This is a genomic window from Streptomyces sp. NPDC002076, from assembly GCF_053593835.1.
This window is the reverse complement of the sequence record NZ_JBSFDI010000004.1, coordinates 441,442-464,009: the sequence shown is the minus strand read 5'-3', so window position 1 is coordinate 464,009 and position 22,568 is coordinate 441,442. Positions and strand designations below refer to the sequence as shown.

The following is a 22,568-nucleotide window of genomic DNA, read 5'->3' as shown; positions in this document are numbered from 1 at the left end:
CCATGGTTCATCTGCGTTCCAGACGCCGGCTCGCGCTCGCCGTGCCCGTCGTGCTGTCGCTGACCGCCTCGCTCGGCTTCCTGCCGACGGCGGCCTCCGCGGCGCCCGCCGCGGCCAGGGCGGCGCGGGTGGCGGACGACGGACCGAACCTCGCGTACGTGGTCAACACCCGTACGGATCACGGCACGATCGAGTCCGTGCAGCGGGAGATCCTGCGCAACGGCGGCTCGGTCGTGGCCAGTTACGACAGGATCGGCGTGATCGTCGCCCACTCCGCGAAGGCGGACTTCGCCGCGCGGATGCGCGCGGTGCGCGGGGTGGACTCGGCGGGCGCCACGCGTACCGCGCCGCTGAGCGCCGCGGGGACGACCGACGAGGGCGCGGTGCAGGTCCTGTCGAAGGCGGAGGCCGCGAGGCTCACCCAGGCCGCGGCTCCGGGCGAGGAGCCGCTGGAGGCGGACCAGTGGGACCTGCGGGCGATCGGCGCCGACCGGGCCGCGCGGATCAACCCGGGCAGCAGCAGTGTGACCGTCGGTGTCATCGACACGGGCGTGGACGACACCCATCCGGACATCGCCCCGAACTTCTCCGCCTCCCAGTCGGCGAACTGCGTGAGCGGCAAGGCGGACACGACGTACGGCGCCTGGCGCCCGGCGGACGCCGCCCACTACCACGGCACCCATGTGGCCGGCGAGATAGCCGCGGCCCGCAACGGCATCGGCGTGGCCGGCGTGGCACCGGGCGTGAAGGTCGCGAGCATCACCGTGGCCCAGCCGGACTCTACGCAGCTGTTCTACCCGGAGAGCGTGGTCTGCGCCTTCGTGTTCGCCGCCGACCACGGCATCCAGGTCACCAACAACAGCTACTACGTTGATCCGTGGCTGTACAACTGCATGGACGATCCGGATCAACGGGCCATCGTCGACGCGGTCAACAGGGCCCAGCTGTATGCACAGAGCAAGGGCACGCTCAATGTGGCCTCCGCGGGCAACTCCAACGACGACCTGGACTCGCACGCCCTTGTGGACGCCTCCAGCCCCGACGACTCGACGGCCACGACCCGCACGGTCGATCCGCACGAGTGCTTCGACGTGCCGACCCAGCTGCCCGGTGTGGTGACGGTGAGCGCGGTGGGCGTGAAGGGCGCCAAGTCCTACTACTCCAGCTACGGCCAGGGCGTGATCGACGTGGCGGGGCCGGGCGGCGACAAGTACCAGATCCCGGACACGCCGTCGAAGAACGGCCGCATCCTGTCCACGCTGCCGAACGGCCAGTACGGCTTCCTCCAGGGCACCTCGATGGCCTCCCCGCACGTGGCCGCGGTGGCCGCGCTGCTGAAGTCCGCCCATCCGAACGCCACTCCGGCCCAGCTGCAGGCCCTGCTGAAGGCCGAGGCGGACAACCCGGGCTGCCCGAGCGAGCCCTACGACGGCAACGGTGACGGGGTCGTGGACGCGACCTGCGTCGGCGGCAATCGCGTCAACGGCTTCTACGGCTTCGGCGTCGTCAACGCACTGCGCGCAGTCAAGTAGCCGGCCGAGTCACCACGCGGTGACCAAGCACCCGCCCGTTCTGCATAAGTTGATTCAATCAACATTGATCAATCAATAATGCATAGTGTGGTCATGACTGCTGACATCGAGGTGGCATGGTCCGCACTGGGCGGCGACTCCGCCCTCGTCTCCCGGGCGACGACGGTCGGACGCCCCGGCGCGCTTCCGGCGCGGCTTCCCGTGCGGGAGCTGGCGCGCGCGTGTGTCAGGGCCTGTGCGCTGGCCGCCGCCGAACTGGCGGCTCGCCGGGCCGGGCTCGCCGAGGTGCCCGGCGTCCGGGTGGACGACGGTGCCGTGGCGGCCGCCTTCCACAGTGAACGGCACCTGCTGGTCGACGGGCGGGCACCGGTCGTCTTCGCGCCGCTGTCGCGGTTCTGGCGGACGGCCGACGGCTGGGTGCGCACCCACGCCAACTACCCGCACCACCGAGCCCGGTTGCTCCACGCGCTGGGCCTGCCGACGGACGCCATGCCGGAGACGGTGGCCGGCCGGCTCGCCGAGCGGTCCGCGGTGGCGGTCGAGCAGGCGGTGTACGGCGCCGGCGGCCTCGCGGTGGCCCTGCGCACCCCGAAGGAGTGGGCGGCCACCGAGCAGGCCGCCGAGGTCGCCGCACGCCCGCTGGTCGAGCGCGAGCGCCTCGGCTCCACGCACGCGCGCGTGCTCACCCCGCTCGATCCCGCCGCCGCTCCCCTGCTGCCCGCCGCCGGGCTGCGCGTGCTGGACCTGACCCGGGTCCTCGCCGGCCCGGTCGCCACCCGCACCCTCGCCCTGCTCGGCGCGGACGTGCTCCGTGTGGACGCCCCCTGGCTGCCCGAACTCCCCGACCAGCACGCCGACACGGGCTTCGGGAAGCGGTCGGCGACGCTCGACCTCACCGCCGACCGCGCCGCCTTCGAGGAGCTGCTGACCGCGGCGGACATCGTCGTCACCGGCTACCGGCCGGGCGCCCTGGACCGGTTCGGGCTCTCGCCGCAGGCACTGGTCGCGCGCCGGCCCGGACTGGTCGTGGCGCAGGTCTCGGCGTGGGGCGGGTACGGTCCCTGGGGCGGGCGGCGCGGCTTCGACAGCCTGGTGCAGGTCGCGGCCGGCATCGCCGCGACCGAGGGCTCGGCCGAGGCGCCCGGCGCACTGCCCGCGCAGGCGCTGGACCACGGCACCGGCTATCTGCTGGCGGCAGCCGTCCTGCGGGCGCTCACCGAGCAGTCGTACGACGGGGGCGGCCGCCTCGTGCGGCTGGCGCTGGCCAGGACCGCGCACTGGCTGACCGACGGGATCCGGCCGACCGCGGCCACGGGTGCGCCGTACGCGGGGCCGGACGCCTGGCTGGCCGAGACGGACAGCCCGCTCGGCCGGCTGCGGCACGCGCTGCCGCCGGTGTCCTTCGCCGGCGGCCCCGCCGACTGGGCGCGGGCTCCGGTGCCGTGGGGGTCGGACAGCGCCCGCTGGCGGTGAGCGCTCGCGGCCCGGAACAGGTGAGTGCACGGGCGGCCGGAAACGTATGTATGCATGGAATTCCGTACTGCCAGTTGTTTTCCGGGACTTGCCCGGTTCTGCGGCGACTGGCGAAGATCACGGGGTGAGCTTGATACGACCGACCGCCGAGGCGAGCGGCGAAGAGGGCCCCGCCCGGCGGTTGGGCACCGGCCGGGCCGTCGCCCTCCTGGTCCTGGTAGCGCTGGGCGCCCTGATCCCGCTGCTCGGGCCGTCGGCGGCGCTGCACGGCACCGGGGAGGCCGCCGCGCCGGGGGCCGGCGGCATCGGGCTGCTGCGCGCGGTGCTGTTCGCGGCCCTGAGCGTGCCCCTCGGCGAGCTGTTCGTGCACCGGCTCGCCCGGCGCCTGCCCGGTGTTCCGCCCGAACGGCCGCGCAGCTGGACCCCGTTGGCCGCCAGCGCAGGCTTCGTCGCCGCGCTGGCGCTCGCCTCGGTGGTGTCCGCCGGCAATCTGATCCCGCACCGCCTCGGCCAGATCGACGTCGGCGGCCTGTACGGCTCCCGCGACGGCAGGCTGGCCCTGCTGGAGGTCAACGCCTTTCTGCTGGCGGCCCTGTGCGCGTTCCTGCGCCGTCCGGCGGCCCAGGTGTGGCCGCCGGCCGCGGTGGTGGTAGCGGAGGCACTGCGCGCCCACCCCGCGACCGAGCAGAGCCCGCTGATCGGCTCGGCCCTGACACTGGTGCACCTGACGTGCGCGGCACTGTGGACCGGCGGTCTGCTGCACACCCTGCGGCTGATCGGGCTGTGGCGCGGCAGCCCCGCCGGTGCCGCGCTGCTCGGCCGCTACGCGCGCGTGGCGGCCGTCCTGCTCGCCGCCATCACCGCGACGGGCGTGTGCAGTTCGCTGCGCCGCATGCCGTCGGCCACGATCCTGGACCAGCTGACGACGACGGCGTACGGACGCACCCTGCTGGCCAAGGCGCTCCTGGTCACCGCCGTCGCGCTGCTCGCCCTGTGGGCGCGGATCCGGCTGCGCCGCGCCGCCGACCCGCTGACCGCGTACCCGCCCGCGCGGGCCGAGCTGATCGCGCTGGGCGCGGTGGTCGCGGTCTCGGGTCTGCTCACGGCGCTGCCACTGCCGATCCGCTGGACCTAGCGGTTCACCGGTCGCCCGTGACCAGGACCTTGAGGGCGGTGCGCTCGTCCATCGCCTTGTAGCCCGCGGGCACGCCCTCGATGTCGACGGTCATGTCGAACACCGGCGACGGGTCGATCGTGCCGTCCAGGACGTCGGGGAGCAGGTCGGGGATGTAGGCGCGGACCGGGGCGACGCCGCCGCGCAGGGCGATGTTCCGGTCGAACATGACGCCGAGGTCGAGGCCGGTGCCGCTGCCGTGCGGCACGCCCACGAAGCCGATCGCGCCGCCGTCGCGCGTGATGTTGACGGCGGTCCGCATGGACTGCTCGGTGCCGACGGCCTCGACGACGGCGTGCGCGCCCTGGCCTCGGGTGAGCTCACGGACGGCCTCGACGGCCGCGTCCCCGCGCTCGGCGACGACGTCGGTGGCGCCGAAGCGGCGCGCGATGTCGGTACGGACCTCGTGCCGGCCGAGCGCGATGATCCGCTCGGCGCCCAGCCGCTTGGCGGCGAGGACCGCGCACAGGCCGACCGCGCCGTCGCCGACGACGGCGACCGTGGCGCCGGGGCGGGCCCCCGCGCCGAGGGCGGCGTGGTGGCCGGTGCCGAGGACGTCGGAGAGGGTCAGCAGGGCGGACAGCAGGTGGTCGTCGGAGGCCGCGTCCTTGGGGAGCTGGACGAGGGTGCCGTCGGCGAAGGGCACGCGCACGGCCTCGCCCTGGCCGCCGTCGTAGCCGACGGAGCCCCAGAAGCCGCCGTGTTCGCAGGACGTCGTCAGGCCCTCGCGGCAGTAGTCGCAGACGCCGTCGGACCACATGAACGGCGCGACCACCAGGTCACCGCGCCTGACGGTGCTCACCTCGGAGCCGGTCTCCTCGACGATCCCGAGGAACTCGTGCCCGATGCGCTGCCCCGGCTGCCGGGCCGCCTCGCCCCGGTAGGCCCACAGGTCGCTGCCGCAGATGCAGGCGCGCAGCACCCGTACCACGGCGTCGGTGGGCAGCTGCGCCACGGGCTCGGGAACGTCCTCCACGCGCATGTCGTACGGGGCGTGGATGGTGGTGGCGCGCATGGCGAGGGTCCTTCTCGTGCGGTTCGGTGCGGGGCGCTCAGGGGGTTGTCGAGCGCACCTCACGGTACGCCGTCGCCGGCCCGGCCCGCGCGCCCAGGGTCCCCGGCCGCATGTCAGACCCCCACCGCACCCAGCAGGCTGCCCGCCGCGTAGGTGACCCCCATCGCCAGCGCCCCGCCCACCACATTGCGCAGCACCGCGCGTTTCGGGTCGGCCGCGCCGAGGCTCGCGCTCTTCCAGCCGGTGAGGACGAGCGCGGCCAGGACGGAGACGACGGTCACGCCCAGCCGCCAGCCGGCCGGGGGCAGGACGATGGCCAGCAGCGGCAGCAGCGCGCCCACCGTGAAGGCCAGGAAGCTCGCCCAGGCCGCGTGCCAGGGGTTGGTGAGGTCCTCCGGGTCGATACCGAGCTCCACGCGCGCGTGGGCCCTGAGCGCGTCCCGCGCGGTGAGCTGTTCGGCGGCCTCCCGGGCCACCTCGTGGGACAGCCCACGCTCCTCCAGCAGCGTGGTCAGCTCCTGCAGCTCGGCCTCCGGCTGCTCCCGCAGTTCCCGTTTCTCCACGGCCAGCGCGGCCACCTCGGAGTCGCGCTGGGTGGACACGGAGACGTACTCGCCGGCCGCCATGGACATCGACCCGGCGAGCAGGCCGGCCAGTCCGGCGGTGAGCAGGGCGGACCGGCTCTGGGTGGCGCCCGCCACGCCGACGACGATGCCCGCGGTGGAGACGATGCCGTCGTTCGCGCCGAGCACCGCGGCCCGCAGCCAGTTCAGCCGCGAGCCGAGCGCGGCCCCGTGGGCCTCTTCGTGGGTGGGTTCCGTCACAGCAGGGAGGATCGCACTCGCGGGACTGCCGCCTCCACATCACCACACCCGCAGTGAGGCCCCCCGGGCGAACACCGGACTGGTCGCGTCCGCCGGTGGCTGTGTCAGGGGCTCGGCGACCTCCGCCACCGTGGGCCCCACCTTCGCCGCGACGGGGTCGAGGTGGGCGAGGTCGAAGCCGTAGACGCGGGCCGCGTTGCCGCCGAGCATGGCCGCGACCTCCTCGCGCGGCACGCCCGCGTAGGCGCACCGCAGGGCCTCGCGGGTGTAGGGATGGGTGCCCTCGTCGTGCGGGTAGTCGCTGCCCCACATGATCTTGTCGACGCCGATGCGGTCCCGCAGCGGCACCTCGTGCGGGCGCATGAAGCTGGCGCCGACGAAGCAGTTGTCCTGCCAGACCCGGGAGGGCGGCGCGCCCATGCCCGCGGCGAGTCCGGTCCCGAACTTGGCCTCCGCCGTGCCGGCCTTCGTGGCCGCGGCGACCAGGCGGCCGTGGTAGTAGTCCAGCATGCCGAGCACTCCGGGGATCCAGCCGGAGCCCTGCTCGGTCAGGACCAGTTTCAGCTCGGGGTGCCTGCGGAAGGCGCCGCCGAAGACCAGGTGCCACAGGGCGCGGTGGGAGAACCAGGTCGTCTCCACCATGAACACCGCGCGGGCGGCCGGCTCCTCGCCGAGCGGCGGGGAGGCCGAACCGGCGTGGTGGTTGACCGGGACGCCGAGTTCCGCGCAGGTGGCCCAGATCGGGTCGTACGTCCGCGAGTACAGCTCGGGCAGCCCCGAGCCGGGCGGGGTGCCCGGCAGCATCAGGCCGCCCTTCAGGCCCGCCGAGGCGGCCCACCGGATCTCCTTGACGGCCTCCTCGACATCGCCCAGCAGGATCTGGAAGACACCCGCCCGGCGGCCCGGCGCGGCGGCGCAGAAGTCGGCGAGCCAGCGGTTGTGCGCGCGCAGGCCCGCCCAGCGGCGCTCGAAGTCCTCGGCGCCGGGCGGCGGGGCCATCAGGGAGCCCGACGGGAAGAACGGCGGGATGGTGTTCGGGAAGATCACCTCCGCCACGATCCCGTCCGCCTCCAGCTCCGCGAGGCGCCGCGCGGAGTTCCAGTTGCGGTCGGCGGAGTCGGCGAGCAGGTCCTCGTAGGGGTTGACGTAGGTGGCGGCCCAGACGTCGAAGTCGTCGTGGTACCGCTTCTCCAGGTAGGGCCGGTAGTCGAGGAGGTCGGCGCCGGCGTGGCAGTCGGCGGAGATGACGGTGTACCGGTCGTCGGTCATGCGGACCCTCCCGCCGCGAACAAGCTGGGGTCGGTGCCCAGCACCGGGAAGTCCCGGTCGGTCAGCCAGTGCCGGCCCGTTTCGCGCGAGCGCGCCCAGGACGCCTCGACGGCCGGCTGGTCGGCGGGCTGGCCGAGGTCGGCGGGGGTCGGCCCGATGCGGCGGGCCAGGGGCCTGAGCTTGCCGAGGTCGAAGCCGAAGACCTCGGCCGCGGCGAGCCCGAGCATGCGGCGGGTCTCGGTGACGGGGATGTCGTGGAAGGTACGGCGCAGCCACGCGCGCGTGTCGGGCCAGGTGCCCTCGGGGTGCGGGAAGTCGCTGCCCCACAGGATGTTGTCGACGCCGATCTCGTAGCGCTGGGCCAGCTCGCGCCGCTTGGTGTTGGTGGCGCAGACGAACACCTGCCGGTCCAGGTACTCGTGCGGCGGGCGCTTGAGCTCCTCGAACGGGGAGAGCTTCTTGCCGCCGTGCGCGCCGAGGTAGAGGCGGTCCATGAACCACAGCAGGTTCGGCAGCCACCAGCAGCCGGACTCGGCGACGCCGAAGCGCAGGCCGGGGTGGCGTTCGAAGACGCCGGACCAGAGCAGGAACCACAGCGGCCGGGCCGGCCACCAGGTCACCTCGCTCACATAGATGCCGAGGTGGTCGCCGTACTCCTGGCGCGGGGCTGCGCCGGAGTGGGTGAGCACCGGCATGCGGCACTCGGCGGCGGCCGCCCACACCGGGTCGTAACGGCGGTCGTGGTAGGGCTCCTTGTCCGCCCACATGGCCGGGATCATCAGCGCGCCGAGGCCGGACTCCCGGGCCCGGTGGATCTCGGCGACCACCTGCTCGACGTGGGCCGTGACCGGTAGCAGGGCGACTCCGCAGTGCCGTTCGGGGTGGGCGGAGACGAAGTCGGCGAGCCAGCGGTTGTGCGCCCGGGCGCCCGCCATGCCCAGCTCCGGGTCCTGGTCGCCGCTCAGGCCGAGGCCCACGCCGAAGGGGGCGGCGGTGCGGCTGTCGACGGCGTCGGCGTCCGGGAACACCACCTCGGCGGCCACGCCGTCCCCGTCCAGTTCCTTCAGCCGCTGTGCGGTGTCCCAGCCGCCGCGCAGGCCTTCGGCGTTGTCGTGGAACCACCGGTCGGCGAAGGCCTCGTTGCGGACGCCGAGCCGGGTCATCTCCTCGCGGCGCCGGTCGCGACCGGCGAGGAACTCGTCGAAGTCCCGGTGGAAACGGGACTCCAGATAGGGCCGGTACTCCTCGGTGGGCAGCCCGGCGTGGCAGTCGGAGGAGATGATCAGGTACGGGTCGTCGTATGCGCTCACCAGGGCCTCCTCTCGGTTCAGTCCAGGACGAAGCTTTCGAGGTACGACGGGTTCGCCCGGTCCAGCATCGACCGGGCCCGGGCGCGGATCTGCGCGTCGCTGTGCTCGCTCTGAGGCAGCAGCCAGAAGCGGTCGGCGCGGATGCCGGCCACGACGAGGCCGGCGACGTCCTCGACCGGCGTGAAGCGGACCTCCTGGCCGGCCGCGCGCATCGCCGCCTCCCACTGGTCGAGGCTGCGGTACGGCGTCCTGCGCGGGCGCTGTTTGGCATAGCGGGCGGGGCGGTTGCGGTGCGACTCCCACAGGCCGGTGCGCAGCATGTGCGGGCCGGGGAAGAGCACCGAGGCACCCACGCGGGCGTGCTCGGCCTTCAGGTGGGCGTACAGGGACTCGGTCAGGGTGACGACAGCCGCCTTGGTGACCGCGTAGACGGAGGCGGTCGGGAGGGGTGCGATACCGCCGTCGCCGGAGGATGTATTGACCACATGACCGGGTTGACCCGACTTGATCATCCTGGGGACGAACGCCTGGACACCATGGAAGACGCCCCACACATTGACGGCGAAGGCCCACCGCCAGTCGTTCGGGTCGTGCTCCCACATCCGGCCCTCGGCGCCCGAGCCGACGCCCGCGTTGTTGCACAGGACGTGCACGGCGCCGTAGGTGTCGTACGCCGCGTCGGCCAGCTCCATGACCTGGGCGCGTTCGCCGACGTCGACCACGCGCGCGTGCACGTCGGCGCCCTCGGCCCGCAGCCCGGCCGCGGCCTTGTCCAGGGCGGCCTCCTCCACGTCGGCGAGGACGACCTTCAGGCCCTCGGCGGCGAACCGCCGGGCCATCGCGAGCCCGATCCCGCTCGCGGCGCCGGTGACGACCGCGACCTGTCCGGCTTGGAGGTCCATCACGCACTCCCCTCGGGCGAGGCGGACTCCGGTGGCCCGTCGAGGATCTGCAGCGGATCGTCGTAGCGCTGGTGGACGTACGGCAACAGGGCCTGGGCGTCGACCCGTTCGACGACCCGGCCGCTCTGGTCGCTGGTCTTCTCGCCGACCGTGATCTCGCGGAGACGCAGCACCGGAAGGTCGGCGACGGGGTCGTACGCAGACTCGCGCAGGACGACCTCCCCGGTGACCCGCTCCAGCCGGCGCACCCGCTCGTGGCGGACGCAGTGGACCAGCACCGGGTCGAGGTCGAAGCCGGAACCGTCCACGGCGGGAAGGAACTTGAAGTAGAAGTCGGTCTTGCGGCTCGGCTCCGGCAGCGGCAGCTGGGCGCCGACCGTGCCGCGCACCTCGACGAACGCGATGCCGTGCCGGCTCAGCGCCGCGCGCACGCCGGGGCCGTCGCGTTCGACAGTCACCTCGCCCAGCTTCTTGGGCTCGCCGAAGACCTCGCGCCCGCCGGTGAGGGCGCGCTCGTGGGTCATCGGCATGACCAGCGGGTACCAGCCCTCGACCGTGCCATGGGCGGCGGCGACCGCGACCGAGCCCGCGCCGAGCGGATACCCGGGCAGGTCGACCTTGCTGATGTTCACTCGGACGAGCGGACTGCCGGTGGGTTTCAGGGGTGGCGGCAGGACCGCGGCTACCGCGTCCGGGTCGGTCTCCCAGACGGCCACCACCCCGGTGGACCAGATGTCGGGAAGCCGCGCGCCCGCGGTGCGCGTCGCGGTGATCTCCCGCTCGGTCCGTGCGCCGTACCGTACGCGTGCGTGTGCCATACGCCGTACCGCCCTTCTTCTGACGGGCCGTCATCTGTAACACAGTTACAGCAGACTCGATGAGGGGTAAACCCACGGGGGCGGACGGGAGTTGGGGGATCATGCCGAGCGGGTCGAGGAGTGCGCTGAGCCGTCGGACGGTGCTGGATGCGGCCGCGGGACTGGTGAAGCGGCACGGTCCGGACGCGCTCACCATGCGGGGGCTGGCAGCGGAGCTGGGCACCGCCGTGACGTCGATCTACTGGCATGTCGGGGGCCGGGAGGCGCTGCTCGACGCGCTCGTGGAGCGGACCGTGGCCGAGCTCGGCGAGATCCGGCCGTGCGGGCGCACGCCCGAGCAGCGGGTGGTCTCCGTGGCACGCGCCCTGCGCCGGCAGTTGCGCGACCATCCGCATCTGGTGGCCCTGGTGCACGAGCGGGGGCTGACCGAGCGGATGTTCCTGCCGGCGCAGCGGGTCCTGGTGCGCGAGGCGCACGCGGCCGGTCTGCGCGGCGCCCGGGCCGCCGAGTTCGTCCGGGCGGTGCAGTTCCAGGTCGTCGGGCATGTGCTGGTCGAGCGCAACCGAGAGCGGGCCCCCGTGCAGTGCCCCGGCGAGGAGGAGCTGTGGAGCGCGGAGGCCGCCGGGGGCGACGCCGCGCTGGCGCGTGTGCTGGCCCGGCCGGTGGACACCGAGCGGCTGTTCGTGACGGCCGTACGGGCGCTGGTGCGGTCGCTTCTGGCCGACCACTTGCCCACCCACTCGTCCGACTCGGCACGCACGCGTGTGCGGCGGCCGAGCGGCTGAGCGGCAAGCCGGCGAAGCCTCCGGCACCTGCCGGACCGCGCTGTCAGTCGTGGCCCGTATCCTCAGTGACCATGCTCGAAGACCGTGCGACCGCAGTGTCCTCCCCCACCCAGTGGCCGGCCGCGTATCCGAAGGGATACGCGGTCGTTGACGTGGAGACCACCGGCCTTGCCCGGGACGACCGGATCATCTCGGCGGCCGTGTACCGGCTGGACGAGCGCGGCGAGGTCGAGGACCACTGGTACACGCTGGTCAACCCGGAGCGCGATCCGGGACCGGTGTGGATACACGGTCTGACGAGCGAGGTGCTCGAAGGGGCGCCGCTCTTCACGGACATCGCCGAGGAGTTCGCGGCCCGGCTGGACGGCCGGGTGCTGGTCGCGCACAACGCCGTCTTCGACTGGCAGATGATCGCGCGCGAGTACGCGCGCGCGGAGCGCGAGGCGCCGGTGCGTCAGCGGCTGTGCACCATCGCACTGTCGAAGGAGCTGGGGCTGCCGCTGCCCAACTTCAAGCTGGAGTCGCTGGCGGCGCACTACGGCGTCGTACAGCAGCGGGCGCACCACGCGCTGGACGACGCGCGCGTGCTGGCGGAGGCGTTCCGGCCGAGCCTGCGGGCCGCGGCGGCGGGCGGCGTACGGCTGCCGCTGCTGGAGTGCCGGCCGCTGACGGAGTGGTCCGACCGCCCGGTGCCGCGGCAGTCGTCGGGCGGGTACGGGGGCTACGGCGGCTACCGGACGACCAGTTGGCGACCCTCCCGCAAAAGGCCTGCATGCCCCTATCTCAACCCGGGTCGCTATGAAGACGGCAAACGCCTCAAACAGGGCATGCGGGTGGCATTCTCCGGGGACACCTCCGTCGAGCGCGAGCTGCTGGAGGACCGGGCCACCGAGGCCGGTCTGCACGTGGCGTCCAGCATCTCCCGGCTGACCAGCCTGCTGGTGACCAACGACCCCGACTCGGGCACGTCCAAGGTGGTCAAGGCGCGGCAGTTCGGCACGCCGATCGTGGACGAGGCCGCGTTCGGGCAGCTGCTGCGGGACGTCGAGCCCGCCGACGGATAGCGGCACGCAAGACCGTCCCCGAACCGGCAGGAAATCGTACGAACGGGTGGTTGCCGGACGACTCACCCGGCGACCGCTCGCCGCGCGCCGGTGACGGGCTCACCCTGTGGCGCATGGCGAAATGCGAAGTTTGCGGCAATGACTATGGAATGACCTTCGAGGTCCACGCACAGGGCGCGGTGCACGTCTTCGACTGCTTCTCCTGTGCGATCCACCGGATGGCCCCCATCTGCGAGCACTGCCGGGTGCAGATCATCGGCCAGGGCGTGGAGGCCGACGGCCGGTTCTACTGCGGGGCACACTGCGCCCGCGCCGAGGGGAAGGTGGGAATCGTCGACCGGGTGTGACCCGGTACCCGCCTGAATGCACCCCACGGCCCGGATGTACCGTCGTGGGGTGCACCGCTACCGCTTCCTGTCGTCCCGCCAGTGGGTGATCCTCAGCATCGTCGCGATCGCACTGATCCCGACGATGATCAGGCTGGGCTTCTGGCAGAAGCACCGGTACGAGGAGCGCACCGCGCGCAACGACCTGGTCTCCTCGGCGCTGCACGCCAAGCCGGTTCCGGTCGAGCGGCTGACCTCTCCCGGGCACACGGTGACCCGCACCGAGAAGTACCGCACGGTCACCGCGACGGGCACCTTCGACACCGCCAGGGAGGTCGTGGTCCGGCGCCGGACCAATTCCGACGGCGAGGTCGGCTTCCATGTGCTCACCCCGCTCGTCCTCACGGACGGCAGGGTCCTCCTCGTCAACCGCGGCTGGATCCCGGCGGACGGCGTCCAGACCGCCTTCCCCAAGATCCCCGCCCCGCCGTCCGGCCGCACCACCATCACGGGGCGGCTGATGGCCGACGAGACGACCGCGGCGAGCGGCATCAAGAACGTCAAGGGCCTGCCAGACCGGCAGATCATGCTGATCAACAGCACGGAGGAGGCGCACCGGCTCGGCGCGCAGGTGCTCGGCGGCTATGTCGAGCAGACGGCGCCCACGCCCAAGGGCGGCCCGGAGCAGATCTCCGACCCCGGCAGCGAGGACGCCCCGCTGAACTACGCGTACATGATCCAGTGGTGGCTGTTCGCCGCGGGCGTCCCGGTCGGCTGGTGGTTCCTGGTCCGGCGGGAGATCCGCGACCGGGAGGAGGCCGCGGCGACCGTGAAGCCGGAGGAGAGCGCACCGGCCACGGTCTGACCGGGCACCACGGGGAAGCGTAACGGGAAGCATCGCGCGGGCTGCGTCACTCCCCCGGCGCACCACCTGATTGGCCCTCTGGCCCGCCGGGAAACCGGATCCCGTGAACGCGCGCATCGAGGACTACGCACTCATCGGTGACGAGCAGACCGCGGCGCTGGTCGGCAAGAACGGCTCGATCGACTGGCTGTGCCTGCCCCGCTTCGACTCCGGCGCCTGTTTCGCCCGGCTGCTGGGCGACGAGGACCACGGCTACTGGCGGATCGCCCCGAAGGGAGCGGACACCTGCTCGCGCCGTGCCTACCGGCCCGACACCCTGGTCCTCGACACCGAGTGGGAGACCCCGGACGGCGCGGTCCGGGTCACCGACCTGATGCCGCAGCGCGACCGAGCCCCCGACGTCGTACGCATCATCGAAGGCGTCAGCGGCCGGGTCACCGTCCGCAGCACCCTCCGGCTGCGCTTCGACTACGGCTCGATCATGCCGTGGATGCGCCGCGCGGACGGGCACCGGGTGGCCGTCGCGGGCCCGGACTCGGTCTGGCTGCGCTCCGAGCCGTCCGTGCGCACCTGGGGCGAGGACTTCGGCACCCACTCCGAGTTCACCGTCGCCGAGGGCGAGCGGGTCGCGTTCGTGCTCACCTGGCATCCCTCGCACGAGGAGCGCCCGCCGCTCAACGACCCCTTCGATGGCCTGGAGTGCAGCGTCGCCGACTGGCAGGGCTGGAGTCGGCAGTGCCGTTACCGGGGGCCCCACCGGGACCTGGTCGTCCGCTCCCTGATCACCCTCAAGGCCCTCACCTACATCCCGACCGGCGGGATCGTCGCCGCGGCGACCACCTCGCTGCCGGAGAAGCCGGGCGGGGTGCGCAACTGGGACTACCGGTACTGCTGGCTGCGCGACTCCACCCTCACCCTCGGCGCACTGCTCAACGCCGGCTACCACGACGAGGCCTCGGCCTGGCGCGACTGGCTGCTGCGCGCGGTCGCGGGCGACCCGGCCGACCTGCAGATCATGTACGGCGTCGCGGGCGAGCGGCGGCTGCCGGAGATGGAGCTGTCCTGGCTGCCCGGCTTCGCCGACTCCGCCCCCGTACGCATCGGCAACGGCGCGGTCGAGCAGCTCCAGCTCGATGTGTACGGCGAGGTGATGGACTCGCTCGCCCTGGCCCGCAACTCGGGTCTGTCCCCGCGGCCCCACATGTGGGCGATGCAACGCGCCCTCATGCAGTTCCTGGAGTCGGCATGGCGGCAGCCCGACGAGGGCCTGTGGGAGGTGCGCGGCGGCCGGCAGCAGTTCGTGCACTCCAAGGTGATGGTGTGGGTGGCCGCCGACCGGGCCGTGAAGACCCTGGAGCAGTACAAGGACCTCAAGGGCGACCTGGAGGGCTGGCGCAGGTTCCGCGACGAGGTCCACCAGGAGGTGTGCGAGAAGGGCTACGACCACGAGCGCGACACCTTCACCCAGTACTACGGCTCCCGCGAACTCGACGCGTCGCTGCTGCTCATCCCGCGCGTCGGTTTCCTCCCGCCCGACGACCCCCGGGTGGTCGGCACGGTCGACGCGATCCGCCACACCCTCGGGCACGGCGGCTTCCTGCGCCGCTACGACACCGAGGACTCGGTGATCGACGGGCTGCCGAGCGGCGAGGGCGCCTTCCTGGCCTGCTCGTTCTGGCTGGCCGACGCCCTGTATCTGACCGGCCGGAAGGACGAGGCACGGGAGCTGTTCGACCGGCTGGTGGGCCTGGTCAACGACGTGGGGCTGCTGGCCGAGCAGTACGACCCGATCGACGGCCGCCATCTGGGCAACTTCCCGCAGGCCTTCAGCCACATCGCGCTGGTGAACACCGCCCTCACGCTCTTCGGGGACGACCAGGCAGGATAGGGGCCATGGATCTTGGACTGAAGGACCGGGTGTACGTCGTCACCGGGGCGACCCGCGGGCTGGGCAACGCCGCCGCGCGGGAACTCGTCGCGGACGGGGCGAAGGTCGTGATCACCGGCCGGGACGAGAAGCGGGTGGCCGACGCCGCCGCCGAACTGGGCCCGAACGCGGTGGGCGTGGGCGTGGACAACGCCGACCCCGAGGCCCCGGAGCGGCTGATCGCGGCCGCGCGTGCGCACTTCGGCGGCTTCCACGGCGTCCTGGTGAGCGTGGGCGGGCCGGCGCCGGGGTTCGTCGCGGACAACACCGACGAGCAGTGGCGTGCCGCGTTCGAGTCGGTGTTCCTCGGTGCGGTCCGGCTCGCTCGCGCGGCGGCGGCCGAGCTGGAGCCGGGCGGCGTCATCGGATTCGTGCTGTCCGCGTCGGTGCACGAGCCGATTCCGGGGCTGACCATCTCGAACGGGCTGCGGCCCGGGCTCGCCGGGTTCGCCAAGTCGCTCGCGGACGAGCTGGGGCCGCGCGGGATCCGGGTGCTGGGGCTGCTGCCGTCGCGCATCGACACCGACCGCGTGCGCGAGCTGGACGCGTTGTCGGCGGATCCTGAGGCCACCCGGACCGCGAACGAGGCCCGCATTCCGTTGCGGAGGTATGGGACTCCGGCGGAGTTCGGGAAGGTGGCGGCGTTCCTGCTGTCTCCGGCCGCGTCCTATCTGAGCGGAGTCATGTTGCCCGTGGACGGGGGCATGCGGCACGGTTTCTGAAGTCGCCGTTCGCGGTCAAGTGACCCTTTCCGCGCGGTACCTGACCGACCCGAGCCGCACTTCCGCCGGAAGCGCAGGCAGGCGGGCCGACTGGCGGGCGCGGGTCAGGGCCTTGGCGGTGAACTCGTTCAGGGCCGTTGCCGGGTCGACGTGCGGCTCCAATTGGAGCCACACCCTTGCCGCGGGCGCCGTACGGCGGCCCCGCAGCAGGATCTCCGCGTGCGCCACGCCCTCCTGCTGTACGACGTCCTGGGCGAGGGCCGACTCCAGGGCCCTGGCGCGCAGGAGGGCGGACTCGTCGTCGCCGGTGTCGATCAGGATCTCGGTCAGCCGGCGGCGGCGCAGGACCGTCGTGAGCCACCACAGGGCGAGCAGGACGACGAGGGCCAGGGCGGCGATGACCGTCGGCCACCACCACCCGGCGGCCCGCCAGTGGGTGCGCTCGGCCCGCGTGAGCAGGACGTCGTGCGGGCCGGTGTGGATCCACCAGGAGGGCGGCGGCGCCCCCAGGCCGACGGCCAGCACGGCGCCGCCGAGCGCGAGCAGGAGCAGGCCGACCAGGGCCAGCAGGACGCGGTTGAGGCCGCCGCCGCGCATCGCCGTCACCCCTTCCGTCCGGGCCGGGCCACCTGCAAGGACAGCACGGGCGGCCGGGCCAGGCCGAGGCCCCGGATCGCGTCGGTGAGCACGGTGTCCAGGTCGGCGCGTACCTCGTCGAGATCACGGAAGTGCGAGACGGCACGGACGTCGGCCTTCGTGCGGCGCATCCGCACCCGGACCGACCGGACCCCGGAGATGTCCATGGCCCGGTCGCGGAGCAGGAGCGCCGCCGCGTCGCGCCGGAGTGCGGCGCGGACATCGGGGTGCGGGCGCCGCATGGACAGCAGCCCGCGCAGGCCGGGTGTGACCGCGAGGACGATCAGCCACAGGCCGAGTGCGACGGCGACGGCCGCGCCGGTCAGCACCCAGACGTCGTCCAGGGGCCGTTCGGCCAGTTGCCGGGCGAGTGCGCGGCGCCAGTGCATCGCGGGGTGGTGGGCGCGTACGGCGGCGATGTCGTACAGCAGCACGCCCGCGCCGGCCAGCAGCAGGAGCGCGACGACGGCGGCCGGCACGCGGCGCGGGGACCAGAAGCGGCCGCTGCCCTCGGCGGGTGCGGACGGGGTGGTGCCGGGGTCCTTGTCGAGGGTCGGTGCAGTCGACTGGGGTTCGCTCATCACGCCCTCCCGTGCGGTGCCGGGTGCAGCCGTTCGACCTGGACGGCGACCTCGGGCACCGCCATGTCCACCAACGCGCCTACCCGCTCGGCGACATGACGACGCACGGCGGCGCAGTGGGCGCCGATGTCGCAGGGGTAGCCGAGTTCGAGATACAGGCTCACGCGGGCCGTCTCCTGGTGGACGACGACCGTGGCGTGCGGGGCCGCCGCGTCGGCGGGCAGCGGAGGCAGCGCCTCACGGGCGGCCTGCGCGGCGATCTTCGCCACGACCCGGTCGGCGATCCGGGTGGCGCCGCGCTCGCCCGGCGGCACGAGGGCCGACGGCGGGCGCACCGCGCCGGACTCGGCACTCACCGTCGGTCACCGCCGCCGTTCGCGCCGGCCGTCGCGGGTGCGGAAGAAGTCACCCAGTTCCAGGTCGCCCTCCGCGAACCGGCCGACGACGAACCCCAGCGCACCCAGCGCCGCCACCAGCAGAAAGGCACCGAAGCCGCCGAAGTACCCGGCGAAGCCCAGCGCCATTCCGGCGATCATGCCGACCACGGCCATGCTCATGCCTCGCTCCTCAGCTCGTCGGGAGTGCGGTGTCGGGTCGCCGGGGCCTCACTGGATCCGGGGCGGCTCGGGCTCCTCGTCCTCTTCCTCGGGCAACTTGACATCGCTGACGGCGATGTTGACCTCGACCACCTCAAGTCCGGTCATGCGTTCCACGGCGGCGACCACATTCTCCCGCACGGCGCGGGCGACATCGGCGATCGAGACGCCGTAGTCCACGACGATCTCCAGGTCGAGCGCCGTCTGCACCTCGCCGACCTCGGCCTTCACGCCCCGGGTGACCGCCTTGGAGCCGCCGGGCACCCGGTCGCGCACGGCGCCCAGGGTGCGGGCCAGGCCGCTGCCCAGGGCGTGTACGCCGACCACGTCCCGGGCGGCCAGAGCGGCGATCTTCTCCACGACGCCGTCGGCGATGGTCGTCCGTCCGCGGGCCGCGGGATCACCACCGCCGCGCCGGGTCGTCTTGCGGGTCGAAACCTGCGGCTCGTGTTCGCCCTCGGGGGTCGTCGTCATGTCGGTCATCGCGGTACGTCCCTTTCGGTCGTCCCCTTCGATCGTCCTCCGCCCACCGTAAGCAAGGTTCCCCGACCGCGCCCCGGTGATACGGCAGGCTGGAGGAATGACGGCTGACCGGTGGACACAGGTAGTCCGGCGCCAGGTCGGGCTGGGACGGCTGCTGCCGCTCGGCGGGCCGCGCGACGGCGTGTGGATCGCGGAGGCCGCTGCCGCGGCGGTACTGGAACGCGCGGCGGCGGAGGGGATGCCCGGGGTGCGGCTCGGCACCCTGCGGCTCGCGCTCGCCGATCCGGAGGCGGTTCACGAGCCTGTCGTACCGGCGCCGCCGAGTGCGCTGTCGCCGGGCCCGCTGCGGCTGACGGCGGACTTCGCCGCGACGGCCACCGAGCCGCTGCCGGCCGTCGCTTCCGAGCTACGGCTGACACTGGCGACGGCCGCGGCGGAGCGGCTCGGGCTCGCGGTGACGGAGGTGGACCTGCGGGTCACCGACCTGCTGGCGGCGGAGTCGCCCGCGGAGGTGCGTGCACCGCGGCCGGTGCCCGCGCGGGAGCCCTCGGACCCGGACGAGATCCGGGTGGCCGCAGCCGCGCTGTCCGTCCCCGGTGTGACCGGGCTGACGGGTTCCCTCGGCGGGGTGGGCCGGGGGGTGCACCTGGCGGAGCGCACGGCCGGTACGGCGCTGGCGCACCGGCACGCGCGCGTGGAACTGACGACGAGCACGGACTGCCGAGCCATCGACGTGGCTCGGCGGGTCCGGACGGCCGTGAGGGATGCGCTGGAGGACCGGCCGACGGTGGCCGTGCTGGTGACGGCGGTCGGCTGAGCGGCCCGCTCGCGCAGGGTGCCTCACCGGCGCAGGGCTCATTCGCCGAGGCCGGCCAGCTCCCGAAGTCGCCGTGCCTGGGCGGCACGCTCGGCCGCACGCTGCGCCTCGTAGTCGCGGCCCAGCGCCCCGCGCAGCAACGCCTTGGTCTCGACGACGGCGTCCCGCGGCGCAGCCAGCAGCGCAGCCGCCAAGTCCTGCACCGCCGCATCGAGTTCGGTTGCCGGCACGGCGACGTTGGCCAGCCCGGACGCCACCGACTCCGCGGCGCCGACAAACCGTCCGGTCGCGCAGATCTCGAGCGCGCGGGCGTAGCCGACGAGACCGACCAGCGGGTGCGTGCCGGTCAGGTCGGGGACCAGGCCGAGGCTGGTCTCGCGCATGGCGAACTGCACGTCGTCCGCAACGACCCGCAGATCGCACGCGAGCGCGAGCTGGAAGCCGGCCCCGATGGCATGCCCTTGGACAGCGGCGATGGACACGATGTCGTTCCGCCGCCACCAGGTGAACGCCTCCTGGAACTCGGCGATGCTCTTGTCGAGCCCGGCGTCGTCACGGCGCGCGAGTTCGATGAAGGTCGCCTCGCCCGGGATCCCCTCCGGGGTGAACATCTGCCGGTCCAGCCCGGCGGAGAAGGACCTGCCCTCGCCGCGCAGCACCACGACACGGACGGAGCCCGGCAGCAGCCGGCCGGCCTCGGTGAGCGCGCGCCACAGAGCGGGGCTCTGCGCATTGCGCTTGGCCGGGTTGGTCAGCGTCACCGTGGCGAGCGCGTCGTCGACGGTGAGCCGTACGCCGTCCTTGTCGAGTACAGGAGCGAGGTCCTGGTCGGGCGAAGCCATGGGGCGCCTCCGATGGGTGCGGTCATCCGGGCATGCCTACGGCATGCTTAAGTGACTGCACAGTAACCACCCGGCTGAGCTGGGGTCCCCCCTGGGCCCCATAAGAGCCCAGGGGGACCGGGTGGCCCACCATCGAAGCCGATGGCCGCCCGGCGTCAGGTCGATGCGGCCTTCTTGCCCCGGGTCGCTCCGCCACGCCCACGAAGCGTGACGCCCGACTCACTGAGCATCCGGTGTACGAAGCCATACGAGCGGCCGGTCTCCTCGGCCAGCGCCCGGATGCTCGCACCGGAGTCGTACTTCTTCTTCAGGTCTGCCGCGAGCTTGTCGCGCGCGGCGCCGGTCACCCGGCTGCCCTTCTTCAGAGTCTCGGCCACCCGTGCCTCCTCATGGGAAGTGCGCTCTGGTCCCCTCATGATCACCCCTCTTGGGCCTGATGGCCACCCATTCGGCAAGGTCCGTGAGACATCGTTGTGACGACAGGAGTCGATCCCCACAAGCGGAATCAAGGATTCCATGGGGTGGTGTCGAGGGGGCCGAACGGGTGGATTCGCGAAGTGCCAGGTCAGGGACGCGCGGCGGCCGATCCCTTGGTACGCAAGGGATCGGCCGGGAATTCCGTGTACGACACACCTCGATACGAGGAGATCTCACACAGATGATGGATCACGGATGAGCCGAATGATCCATACGCAGTGGATCACGCCAGGGCGACGAGATCCGCGTAGTCGGAGCCCCACAGATCCTCGACGCCGTCGGGCAGCAGGATGATCCGCTCCGGCTGGAGCGCCTCGACGGCGCCCTCGTCGTGGGTGACGAGGACGACCGCGCCCTTGTAGGTGCGCAGGGCGCCGAGGATCTCCTCGCGGCTGGCGGGGTCGAGGTTGTTGGTCGGCTCGTCGAGGAGCAGCACGTTCGCCGCGGAGACGACCAGGGTGGCCAGGGCGAGGCGGGTCTTCTCGCCGCCCGAGAGCACGCCGGCCGGCTTGTCCACGTCGTCGCCGGAGAAGAGGAACGAGCCCAGCACCTTGCGGACCTCCACCAGGTCCATGTCGGGGGCGGCCGAGCGCATGTTCTCCAGGACCGTGCGGTCGGCGTCCAGGGTCTCGTGCTCCTGGGCGTAGTAGCCGAGCTTGAGGCCGTGGCCGGGGACGACCTCACCGGTGTCGGGCTTCTCGACGCCGGCGAGCAGGCGCAGCAGCGTGGTCTTGCCCGCGCCGTTGAGGCCGAGGATGACGACCCGCGAGCCCTTGTCGATGGCGAGGTCGACGTCGGTGAAGATCTCCAGCGAGCCGTACGACTTCGACAGGCCCTCCGCCATCAGCGGGGTCTTGCCGCAGGGCGCGGGCTCCGGGAAGCGGAGCTTGGCGACCTTGTCGGACATTCGGACCTCTTCGAGGCCGGAGAGCAGCTTCTCGGCCCGGCGGGCCATGTTCTGCGCGGCGACCGTCTTGGTGGCCTTGGCGCGCATCTTGTCGGCCTGGGCGTTGAGGGCGGCGGCCTTCTTCTCGGCGTTGGCCCGCTCCCGCCTGCGGCGCTTCTCGTCGGCCTCGCGCTGCTGCTGGTAGAGCTTCCAGCCCATGTTGTAGATGTCGATCGTGGACCGGTTGGCGTCCAGGTAGAACACCTTGTTGACCACGGTGTCGACGAGATCGACGTCGTGGGAGATCACGATGAAGCCGCCGCGGTAGGTCTTCAGGTAGTCCCGCAGCCAGATGATCGAGTCCGCGTCGAGGTGGTTGGTCGGCTCGTCGAGGAGCAGGGTGTCCGCGTCCGAGAAGAGGATGCGGGCCAGCTCGATACGGCGGCGCTGACCGCCAGAGAGGGTGTGCAGCGGCTGGCCGAGCACGCGGTCGGGCAGGTTCAGCGCGGCGGCGATGGTGGCAGCCTCGGCCTCGGCGGCGTACCCGCCCTTGGTGAGGAACTCGGTCTCCTGGCGCTCGTACTGCTTGAGGGCCTTCTCGCGGGTGGCGCCCTTGCCGGTGGCGATGCGCTCCTCGTTCTCGCGCATCTTGCGGATCAGTACGTCGAGGCCGCGCGCGGACAGGACGCGGTCGCGGGCGAGGACGTCCAGGTCGCCGGTGCGGGGGTCCTGCGGGAGGTAGCCGACCTCGCCGGAGCGGGTGATCTGGCCGGCGGCCGGGATGCCCTCGCCCGCGAGGCACTTGGTGAGGGTGGTCTTGCCGGCGCCGTTGCGGCCGACGAGGCCGATGCGGTCGCCCTTGGCGACACGGAAGGTGGCGTTCTCGATGAGGACGCGCGCACCGGCGCGCAGCTCGATACCGGAGGCGGAGATCAAGGACAGACTCCAGGGCGTACAGGGGTTGGCGGGTGGGCGGCTGAGGACGTTCCCGCCGTCTAATGCGCGAGGAGAATGGCCATGAGACAAAGTCTAACGGGGCCATGCAAGCGGTTTTTCTACGTCCGCGCGTTCGGTCCGCGCCGCGGAGACCGCCGCTGAAGATCGTTGCCGAGCGGTGTGCGGCCCGGGACGATCCGCCCGAGGCCGTCCAGGGCCAGGCACCCTGCGCGCACGGCAGGGCGATCAACAGGACCGTGCCGCGCAGGTACGACGCCCGCGGACCGGAACACACAGCTCTCGTCGGC

Annotated in this window: 24 protein-coding genes; 10 read left to right on the top strand and 14 right to left on the bottom strand. The window is 72.7% G+C overall.

Going from position 1 to position 22,568, the window contains the following annotated elements; genetic code table 11:
- Positions 1-2 precede the first annotated feature (2 nt).
- The 3 genes from ACWCQS_RS11825 to ACWCQS_RS11815 all read left to right on the top strand — a co-directional run bounded on the left by ACWCQS_RS11825 (position 3) and on the right by ACWCQS_RS11815 (position 4,140).
- On the top strand, positions 3-1,532 hold the full coding sequence (locus tag ACWCQS_RS11825; RefSeq protein WP_451004271.1) for a S8 family peptidase: 1,530 nt from the start codon (positions 3-5) through the stop codon (positions 1,530-1,532).
- Between the two features lie 93 nt (positions 1,533-1,625).
- The gene (locus ACWCQS_RS11820) at positions 1,626-3,005 is read left to right on the top strand and encodes a CoA transferase (protein ID WP_451004270.1); all 1,380 of its coding nucleotides are present in this window, start codon (positions 1,626-1,628) and stop codon (positions 3,003-3,005) included.
- Between the two features lie 124 nt (positions 3,006-3,129).
- Complete coding sequence (locus tag ACWCQS_RS11815; RefSeq protein WP_451004269.1) at positions 3,130-4,140, top strand: CopD family protein; 1,011 nt, start codon at positions 3,130-3,132, stop codon at positions 4,138-4,140.
- A gap of 4 nt (positions 4,141-4,144) precedes the next feature.
- On the opposite strand, the gene ACWCQS_RS11810 is transcribed toward ACWCQS_RS11815, so the two are convergent.
- From ACWCQS_RS11810 to ACWCQS_RS11785, 6 genes are all read right to left on the bottom strand, one after another.
- Positions 4,145-5,194: a zinc-dependent alcohol dehydrogenase family protein gene (locus ACWCQS_RS11810; RefSeq protein ID WP_450984947.1), complete on the bottom strand. Its 1,050-nt coding sequence runs from the start codon at positions 5,192-5,194 to the stop codon at positions 4,145-4,147.
- 113 nt (positions 5,195-5,307) lie between these two features.
- Entirely contained in the window at positions 5,308-6,018 is a 711-nt protein-coding gene (locus ACWCQS_RS11805; protein ID WP_451004268.1) for a VIT1/CCC1 transporter family protein, read from the bottom strand.
- A gap of 39 nt (positions 6,019-6,057) precedes the next feature.
- Positions 6,058-7,287, bottom strand: a complete 1,230-nt coding sequence (locus ACWCQS_RS11800; protein WP_451004267.1) for an amidohydrolase family protein — start codon at positions 7,285-7,287, stop codon at positions 6,058-6,060.
- Positions 7,284-8,597, bottom strand: coding sequence for an amidohydrolase family protein (locus ACWCQS_RS11795; RefSeq protein ID WP_451004266.1), 1,314 nt, complete (start codon positions 8,595-8,597; stop codon positions 7,284-7,286). Before ACWCQS_RS11795 ends, ACWCQS_RS11800 begins: the two co-directional genes overlap by 4 nt.
- 17 nt (positions 8,598-8,614) lie before the next feature.
- Positions 8,615-9,499 (bottom strand): SDR family NAD(P)-dependent oxidoreductase, encoded by an 885-nt coding sequence (locus ACWCQS_RS11790; protein WP_451004265.1) that lies wholly within the window; start codon positions 9,497-9,499, stop codon positions 8,615-8,617.
- On the bottom strand, positions 9,499-10,317 hold the full coding sequence (locus ACWCQS_RS11785; protein ID WP_451004264.1) for an acetoacetate decarboxylase family protein: 819 nt from the start codon (positions 10,315-10,317) through the stop codon (positions 9,499-9,501). Before ACWCQS_RS11785 ends, ACWCQS_RS11790 begins: the two co-directional genes overlap by 1 nt.
- Positions 10,318-10,418: 101 nt before the next feature.
- Here ACWCQS_RS11785 and ACWCQS_RS11780 point away from each other — a divergent pair, with 101 nt between their 5' ends.
- The 6 genes from ACWCQS_RS11780 to ACWCQS_RS11755 all read left to right on the top strand — a co-directional run bounded on the left by ACWCQS_RS11780 (position 10,419) and on the right by ACWCQS_RS11755 (position 16,006).
- Positions 10,419-11,102 carry a TetR/AcrR family transcriptional regulator gene (locus ACWCQS_RS11780; RefSeq protein WP_451004263.1) on the top strand — a complete coding sequence of 228 codons (684 nt, stop codon included), beginning with the start codon at positions 10,419-10,421 and terminating at the stop codon, positions 11,100-11,102.
- A 71-nt stretch (positions 11,103-11,173) separates the two neighbouring features.
- On the top strand, positions 11,174-12,166 hold the full coding sequence (locus tag ACWCQS_RS11775; RefSeq protein WP_451004262.1) for a DEDDh family exonuclease: 993 nt from the start codon (positions 11,174-11,176) through the stop codon (positions 12,164-12,166).
- Between the two features lie 113 nt (positions 12,167-12,279).
- Positions 12,280-12,513 (top strand): hypothetical protein, encoded by a 234-nt coding sequence (locus tag ACWCQS_RS11770; protein WP_055704294.1) that lies wholly within the window; start codon positions 12,280-12,282, stop codon positions 12,511-12,513.
- A 49-nt stretch (positions 12,514-12,562) separates the two neighbouring features.
- Positions 12,563-13,357 carry an SURF1 family cytochrome oxidase biogenesis protein gene (locus tag ACWCQS_RS11765; protein ID WP_451004261.1) on the top strand — a complete coding sequence of 265 codons (795 nt, stop codon included), beginning with the start codon at positions 12,563-12,565 and terminating at the stop codon, positions 13,355-13,357.
- A 103-nt stretch (positions 13,358-13,460) separates the two neighbouring features.
- A complete protein-coding gene (locus tag ACWCQS_RS11760) occupies positions 13,461-15,245 on the top strand; it encodes a glycoside hydrolase family 15 protein (RefSeq protein ID WP_451004260.1) in 1,785 nt (594 codons plus the stop codon).
- A 5-nt stretch (positions 15,246-15,250) separates the two neighbouring features.
- Positions 15,251-16,006: an SDR family oxidoreductase gene (locus tag ACWCQS_RS11755; RefSeq protein ID WP_451004259.1), complete on the top strand. Its 756-nt coding sequence runs from the start codon at positions 15,251-15,253 to the stop codon at positions 16,004-16,006.
- Between the two features lie 15 nt (positions 16,007-16,021).
- Here the strand turns inward: ACWCQS_RS11755 and amaP are convergent, their stop codons facing one another.
- The 5 genes from amaP to ACWCQS_RS11730 are packed head-to-tail and all read right to left on the bottom strand — an operon-like array spanning position 16,022 to position 18,302.
- Positions 16,022-16,603, bottom strand: a complete 582-nt coding sequence (gene amaP, locus ACWCQS_RS11750) for an alkaline shock response membrane anchor protein AmaP (RefSeq protein WP_451004258.1) — start codon at positions 16,601-16,603, stop codon at positions 16,022-16,024.
- 5 nt (positions 16,604-16,608) lie between these two features.
- Positions 16,609-17,223, bottom strand: a complete 615-nt coding sequence (locus tag ACWCQS_RS11745; RefSeq protein WP_451004257.1) for a DUF6286 domain-containing protein — start codon at positions 17,221-17,223, stop codon at positions 16,609-16,611.
- Complete coding sequence (locus ACWCQS_RS11740; RefSeq protein ID WP_388634863.1) at positions 17,223-17,579, bottom strand: Asp23/Gls24 family envelope stress response protein; 357 nt, start codon at positions 17,577-17,579, stop codon at positions 17,223-17,225. Before ACWCQS_RS11740 ends, ACWCQS_RS11745 begins: the two co-directional genes overlap by 1 nt.
- A gap of 6 nt (positions 17,580-17,585) precedes the next feature.
- Complete coding sequence (locus ACWCQS_RS11735) at positions 17,586-17,780, bottom strand: hypothetical protein (RefSeq protein WP_388634865.1); 195 nt, start codon at positions 17,778-17,780, stop codon at positions 17,586-17,588.
- Positions 17,781-17,828: 48 nt separating this feature from the next.
- A complete protein-coding gene (locus ACWCQS_RS11730) occupies positions 17,829-18,302 on the bottom strand; it encodes an Asp23/Gls24 family envelope stress response protein (protein WP_451004256.1) in 474 nt (157 codons plus the stop codon).
- A gap of 97 nt (positions 18,303-18,399) precedes the next feature.
- On the opposite strand from ACWCQS_RS11730, the gene ACWCQS_RS11725 reads away from it, so the two are divergent.
- Positions 18,400-19,119 (top strand): nucleopolyhedrovirus P10 family protein, encoded by a 720-nt coding sequence (locus tag ACWCQS_RS11725; protein WP_451004255.1) that lies wholly within the window; start codon positions 18,400-18,402, stop codon positions 19,117-19,119.
- Positions 19,120-19,157: 38 nt separating this feature from the next.
- Here the strand turns inward: ACWCQS_RS11725 and ACWCQS_RS11720 are convergent, their stop codons facing one another.
- From ACWCQS_RS11720 to ACWCQS_RS11710, 3 genes are all read right to left on the bottom strand, one after another.
- Positions 19,158-19,961, bottom strand: coding sequence for an enoyl-CoA hydratase/isomerase family protein (locus tag ACWCQS_RS11720; RefSeq protein WP_451004254.1), 804 nt, complete (start codon positions 19,959-19,961; stop codon positions 19,158-19,160).
- A gap of 155 nt (positions 19,962-20,116) precedes the next feature.
- Entirely contained in the window at positions 20,117-20,338 is a 222-nt protein-coding gene (locus tag ACWCQS_RS11715) for a helix-turn-helix domain-containing protein (RefSeq protein ID WP_017948860.1), read from the bottom strand.
- Between the two features lie 323 nt (positions 20,339-20,661).
- Entirely contained in the window at positions 20,662-22,260 is a 1,599-nt protein-coding gene (locus ACWCQS_RS11710; protein WP_388634873.1) for an ABC-F family ATP-binding cassette domain-containing protein, read from the bottom strand.
- Between the last annotated feature and the right edge of the window lie 308 nt (positions 22,261-22,568).

What these genes read in the sequence shown, in the direction of transcription:
- ACWCQS_RS11825 (WP_451004271.1), top strand. Translation starts at nt 3, where the DNA reads ATGGTTCATCTGCGTTCCAGACGCCGGCTCGCGCTCGCCGTGCCCGTC.
- ACWCQS_RS11820 (WP_451004270.1), top strand. Translation starts at nt 1,626, where the DNA reads ATGACTGCTGACATCGAGGTGGCATGGTCCGCACTGGGCGGCGACTCC.
- ACWCQS_RS11810 (WP_450984947.1), bottom strand. Translation starts at nt 5,194, where the DNA reads ATGCGCGCCACCACCATCCACGCCCCGTACGACATGCGCGTGGAGGAC.
- ACWCQS_RS11800 (WP_451004267.1), bottom strand. Translation starts at nt 7,287, where the DNA reads ATGACCGACGACCGGTACACCGTCATCTCCGCCGACTGCCACGCCGGC.
- ACWCQS_RS11790 (WP_451004265.1), bottom strand. Translation starts at nt 9,499, where the DNA reads ATGGACCTCCAAGCCGGACAGGTCGCGGTCGTCACCGGCGCCGCGAGC.
- ACWCQS_RS11785 (WP_451004264.1), bottom strand. Translation starts at nt 10,317, where the DNA reads ATGGCACACGCACGCGTACGGTACGGCGCACGGACCGAGCGGGAGATC.
- ACWCQS_RS11780 (WP_451004263.1), top strand. Translation starts at nt 10,419, where the DNA reads ATGCCGAGCGGGTCGAGGAGTGCGCTGAGCCGTCGGACGGTGCTGGAT.
- ACWCQS_RS11775 (WP_451004262.1), top strand. Translation starts at nt 11,174, where the DNA reads ATGCTCGAAGACCGTGCGACCGCAGTGTCCTCCCCCACCCAGTGGCCG.
- ACWCQS_RS11770 (WP_055704294.1), top strand. Translation starts at nt 12,280, where the DNA reads ATGGCGAAATGCGAAGTTTGCGGCAATGACTATGGAATGACCTTCGAG.
- ACWCQS_RS11755 (WP_451004259.1), top strand. Translation starts at nt 15,251, where the DNA reads ATGGATCTTGGACTGAAGGACCGGGTGTACGTCGTCACCGGGGCGACC.
- amaP (WP_451004258.1), bottom strand. Translation starts at nt 16,603, where the DNA reads ATGCGCGGCGGCGGCCTCAACCGCGTCCTGCTGGCCCTGGTCGGCCTG.
- ACWCQS_RS11745 (WP_451004257.1), bottom strand. Translation starts at nt 17,223, where the DNA reads ATGAGCGAACCCCAGTCGACTGCACCGACCCTCGACAAGGACCCCGGC.
- ACWCQS_RS11735 (WP_388634865.1), bottom strand. Translation starts at nt 17,780, where the DNA reads ATGAGCATGGCCGTGGTCGGCATGATCGCCGGAATGGCGCTGGGCTTC.
- ACWCQS_RS11730 (WP_451004256.1), bottom strand. Translation starts at nt 18,302, where the DNA reads ATGACCGACATGACGACGACCCCCGAGGGCGAACACGAGCCGCAGGTT.
- ACWCQS_RS11725 (WP_451004255.1), top strand. Translation starts at nt 18,400, where the DNA reads ATGACGGCTGACCGGTGGACACAGGTAGTCCGGCGCCAGGTCGGGCTG.
- ACWCQS_RS11720 (WP_451004254.1), bottom strand. Translation starts at nt 19,961, where the DNA reads ATGGCTTCGCCCGACCAGGACCTCGCTCCTGTACTCGACAAGGACGGC.